General features: G+C 70.2%; 5 protein-coding genes. 3 read left to right on the forward strand and 2 right to left on the reverse strand.

Features of this window, described 5'->3' with window-relative positions; genetic code table 11:
- Nucleotides 1–808: 808 nt before the first annotated feature.
- The gene (locus ACZ573_RS38310; protein ID WP_471313557.1) at nt 809–1,330 is read right to left on the reverse strand and encodes an Imm21 family immunity protein; all 522 of its coding nucleotides are present in this window, start codon (nt 1,328–1,330) and stop codon (nt 809–811) included.
- A 28-nt stretch (nt 1,331–1,358) separates the two neighbouring features.
- The gene (locus tag ACZ573_RS38315; protein WP_471313559.1) at nt 1,359–2,282 is read right to left on the reverse strand and encodes a quinone oxidoreductase family protein; all 924 of its coding nucleotides are present in this window, start codon (nt 2,280–2,282) and stop codon (nt 1,359–1,361) included.
- Between the two features lie 94 nt (nt 2,283–2,376).
- On the opposite strand from ACZ573_RS38315, the gene ACZ573_RS38320 reads away from it, so the two are divergent.
- The 3 genes from ACZ573_RS38320 (at nt 2,377) to ACZ573_RS38330 (ending at nt 4,443) form a co-directional block, all read left to right on the forward strand.
- Nucleotides 2,377–2,808 (forward strand): MarR family winged helix-turn-helix transcriptional regulator, encoded by a 432-nt coding sequence (locus ACZ573_RS38320; RefSeq protein ID WP_471313563.1) that lies wholly within the window; start codon nt 2,377–2,379, stop codon nt 2,806–2,808.
- A 35-nt stretch (nt 2,809–2,843) separates the two neighbouring features.
- Nucleotides 2,844–3,365, forward strand: a complete 522-nt coding sequence (locus ACZ573_RS38325) for a putative immunity protein (RefSeq protein WP_471313566.1) — start codon at nt 2,844–2,846, stop codon at nt 3,363–3,365.
- Between the two features lie 481 nt (nt 3,366–3,846).
- Entirely contained in the window at nt 3,847–4,443 is a 597-nt protein-coding gene (locus tag ACZ573_RS38330) for a Uma2 family endonuclease (protein WP_376576152.1), read from the forward strand.
- The last annotated feature ends 121 nt before the right edge of the window (nt 4,444–4,564 follow it).

Consider the following 4,564-nt stretch of genomic DNA (forward strand, 5'->3'; position numbering starts at 1 on the left):
TCAAGGAACGGACGCTTCCTTTGTACTCACCCTCGCGGGTTTTCCTCCGGGCTTTCGTTCTGTTCTTGCGTTTCCGACTCTATCAGACTCTTTCGTGTCCGACTTCCTCGGCGCTTTCCCGGTATTCGCTTTCGCGTTTTCCCTTTCCGGCGGTTCCGACTCTATCAGAAGTTCTCCACCGGATTTCCCCGGTGTCGGATTCCTGAAGAATCGAGTGCACCCCACACAGAATTGCATTCCTTGGGGGGTGGGTTGCCGAACTTGTCCAGTTCGAGGCAACCGTTTGACTCTACAACCCGGCCTGAGGGGTGTCAAAACGGCCCGGGGCACCGCCCTCGCGGGCCGCCCTACAGGCCGGCCCGGTCGAGCAGCGCTTCGGCTTGTGGCCTGGTCAGGGACGGCGGGGCCGGTGCCACGTGCGAGTGTTGCGGGCCAACGACAGCAGCCACTCGGCGACGGGTGGTTCGGGTCTGCGGGTCTGGCCGGCCTCGCGGGCATCAGGTCGGGCCCGTCCCTTGCTGGAGGCGTAGGCGAGAAAGACGCCGACCTGGCTGTTCTGGATCCGTCCGCCGCCCACCACGTCGGCGCCATCGTGAGGCCCGGATCAGCAGCGACCGCCGCTTCCCATTCCGCTGTGCGGAGGTCCTGGCCCTCTTCATCCCACCAGTTCTCACACCGCAGCATGTGCACGTCGCAGCCCATGGCCAGCCGGAGTAGACCGTCATGATCGCGAGGTCACGCAGGAGTACTGGGCCGCGGCGCGGACGCCCGTGGCGAGATGTGCACGACTCGTACCGCGCGCGGCCCGCTACCCCAGCAGGGGCAGTCGGACCACCCGGACCAGCTGGAAGGCGGTCTCGGGGATCGGCTGCGCCAGGGCGGTCCGGACCTCGTACCGGCCGGCCGTCAGATCGACCCGTGCGTGATTGTCGGGCTCCACCTCGGAGCCGGGCCAGGCGGAGTCGAACAGCACGACCGGCCCCGGCACGTCCCAGACCTGGCCGTCCTCCCAGGCGGCATCCTCCAGCGCCGCCCCGACGCTGCCCAGCAGTTCCGCTTCCGACTCGGCCGCCACCCACCGTACGAAGACCCCGTGCTCCGGGAGGAACGCCGTCGACGAGGGCTCGTCGCCCAGTACCAGCGCATGCGACGGGCCTACCGCGAGCAGTCCGGTGCCGCCGACGACCGCGCAGGCCCGGTCGTAGTCGGACTCCGGGCCTTCGCTGTCCGCCCCCTCCCACCGGGTCAGCACCTCAGCCGGCACCACCACCAGCGGCCCCCCGCCGGACTCCACCCAGTCGACCAGTCCTGGATCCGCATATCTCGTCATGGCGCGAGGTTAGATGCCGACTGCCCGCTCAGGGGACCAGAACGACCTTGCCGAGGTTCCGGCGCTGCTCGATCACCGCGTGGGCGCGGGCGGCCTCGGCGAGGGGGATCTCCTCGTCCACGGCCGTACGCAGGGTGCCCGCGGCGCGCAGCTGCCACAGCTCGCGCAGCCAGCGCGCGTACAGTTCGGGCTTGCCGGTCGCGACCGCCCGCATCTGGAAGCCGATCAACGAGGCGCCACGGAGCAGGAGTTCGTACGCCTGCACCGTGCCACCGCCGGAGCTGAAGGCCACCAGGCGGCCGCCCGTCGCCAGGGCCCGTACGGCGGGTCCGAGCAGGTCGCCGCCGACGCCGTCGAGGATCACGTCGTACGGGCCGCCCCAGTCGGCGTCCCCGTACAGGACGACCTCGTCGGCGCCCAGGCCGCGGACGAAGTCGGCCTTGTCCGCGCTGCTGACGGCCGCGACGACGCGTCCCGCCCCGCCGGCCTTCGCGTACTGGAGGGCGAGCGTCCCCACGGCGCTCGCCGCCGCCGTCACCAGGACCGACTCGCCGGGCTCCACGCGCCCGGCCTCGTACGCGCCGCGGGCGACCAGGCCGCTGCGGACCAGCGCGACCGCCTCCACGGCGCCGGCTCCTGCCGGGATCCGGGAGGTCATGGCGGTGTTGAGCACCGCGTACTCGGCGTAGGCATCGGCGAAACACAGTCCGGTGACGCGCTCTCCGGCGGTGAAGCCGGTGACACCTGGGCCGGTGGCGACGACGGTCCCCGCCACCTCACCGCCGAGCGGGACGGGCTCACTGCCCTCCCGCACCTTGCGCACGGTCGGCAGGGTCACGCCGACCGCCTCGACCCGGACCAGCAGCTCTCCGGCGCCCGCCGCGGGCACGTCGGCCTCTTCCGCGAACAGCAGCTCCGGCCCACCGTCGACCTCATGGCGAATGCGCAGCACAGGACCTCCCCGACCCCGATGAATTTTCATTGGATATCCCAACGATAAACTCAAAGCCGTGGGGATGTCCAACGACTTTGGGTAGGGTGGGGCCATGACCTCGGCCCTCCAGCACATCCAGTCCCTGCCCTCCTGGCTCGTCGGCCGCGTCGCGGCACGCGGCCGCGAGCTGGTCGCGGCCGCGGTCGCCGCGGAGGGACTGAAGCTCATGCACCACGCGGTGCTGGCCGCCACCGCCGAGTACGGGCCCGTCGCCCAGGCCGACTTGGGCCGTCGGCTCGCCGTCGACCCCAAGGACATGGTCGGCATGCTCAACCACCTCCAGGGGGCGGGCCTCCTACTGCGCGCCCCGGACCCCGGCGACCGCCGCAAGAACGCCGTCACCATCACCCCGGAGGGGACCGCGGTGCTCGCCCGCTGCGCGGCCCTGGCCGAAGCCGCCAACGCCGAGTTCCTCGCCCCGCTCAACCCGGCCGAACGGGAGCACCTGATGGCCCTGCTGACCCGGCTCCACCAAGCCCCGTAGGTCCACCGAACGCCGATCACGCGCATGATGGCCGGATGAACGAGGTGACCATCAGCGAAGAAGACCGCCGCCAACTCGGACTCTGGGCCGCCGATTGCGTCGAGCGGGCACTGCCGTTGTTCGAGGCGAAGGCTCCCGCCGACCCCCGCCCTCGCGAGGCCATCGAAGGCATCCGGGCCTTCGTGCGCGAGGGCAAGCGGACCGCGAAGCTACGTTCCCTCGCCTGGGCGGCCCACGCGGCGGCGCGCGAGGTCGACGACCCGGCGGCCACGGCCGCCGCCCGCGCCGCGTGCCACGCGGCCGCGACCCCGTACATCCACCCGCTGGCCACCCCGCACCAGTCGAAGCACGTACTGGGGCCCGCCGTGTACGAGGCCTTCGCGCGTGAGCTCGCCGCGGGCGATGACACGGGCGCCGCCGACGAGGAGATCCGATGGGCGATCGAGCACGCCCCGCCGGAGGTGCGCGCACTGCTGCGCCGGATGCCGGCTCGCAACCCTGGTCGCAGTCGGCTGGACACCCTCTACTACGAGCTGGACGCCGCCCTGCGCCGCTGAGTGAAGGCTGTGCCTTTGCGGAGTGCCGGGCACACGAGTCACCTCGGGGTGCTGTGGTGTGCTCGCCACGCCCGTCGACGAATGACCGGCATGAACCACAACATCGCCAAGTCGCTCACGCCCTTCCCGGCGGAAATGTAGACCACACGGCGGCCGGCCGTGCAGCGCCGGTAGGTATCACTCAGGGTGCGCACTCACGAAGGTGAGCCAGCGTCCGAGAAGGAGCAGCACCGGCCCTCGGCCCCGCCAGAGGCTCGGCTGTCCCGAAGACCTGTTGTCCCTCGTCGGGTGCGCGATCGACCTGGACGCAGGTGACGAGGGCAGCGGCGTCTCGCTGCGATCGAGGCCGCTGAACAACTCCTGAGCACGCGCCGGCCGGAAGAGCGCACGGGCTGATCCTCCCCCGGGTGAGAACCGACGAGGCCGAGGCCTCACCGCCGCTTGCTGGATAGGCTGGTCGAGCACCCACCAGGAGGAAATCATGGGCGACCTCACCCCCGAGCAGATGCGCCGCATGCACGACTTCGCGGAGCAGCTCGCGGAGCTGGCCGAGCACCAGGAGGACCAGTGGAAGGTGCAGACCACCGACGGTCAGATCTTCCTCACGATGATGAGCCCCACGGCTCCGCACGGACTCAATGTGGTGCGTCTGCGCCGCCAGATCGAGGCACAGACGCCAGAGGTCATGGCGCTCAACGACACGAACATGGGCGATCCTCAGACAGGCCTCACCAAGGTCCCCGATCTCATGGTCATCGCGGAAGAGGACACCGATGACACGGCGAAGGTCGTCAACTCCCGTGACGTCCTGATGGTGGTGGAGGTCGTCTCCCGCACGAACTCCCTCACCGACATCCGCGACAAGCTGCACGACTACCCCCGGATGGGTGTCCCCCTGTACGTCGTCGTGGACCCCCGCAAGGACAAGCGGACCGTCACCGTGCACAGCGACTCCTCCGCAGGGCCCGACGGCACCCGGTACCGCAAGACGGTCCCCTACTCCTTCGGGGACGTCGTCACCGCCGGCCGCTGGACGCTGGACACGAGCACCCTCAAGAGCTATCCCGCCGACTGGTGAAGGCCGCGCCGCGGCCGCAGGTTCGGCCGGCTCCGTATTCCGGGCCGTGAACGCAGAAAAGCCCCGCACCGAACCCTGAACGGGCTGGTGCGGGGCTTTCCCACAATGATTGTTCGGCGGC

The organism is Streptomyces sp. NPDC040545 (assembly GCF_055595065.1).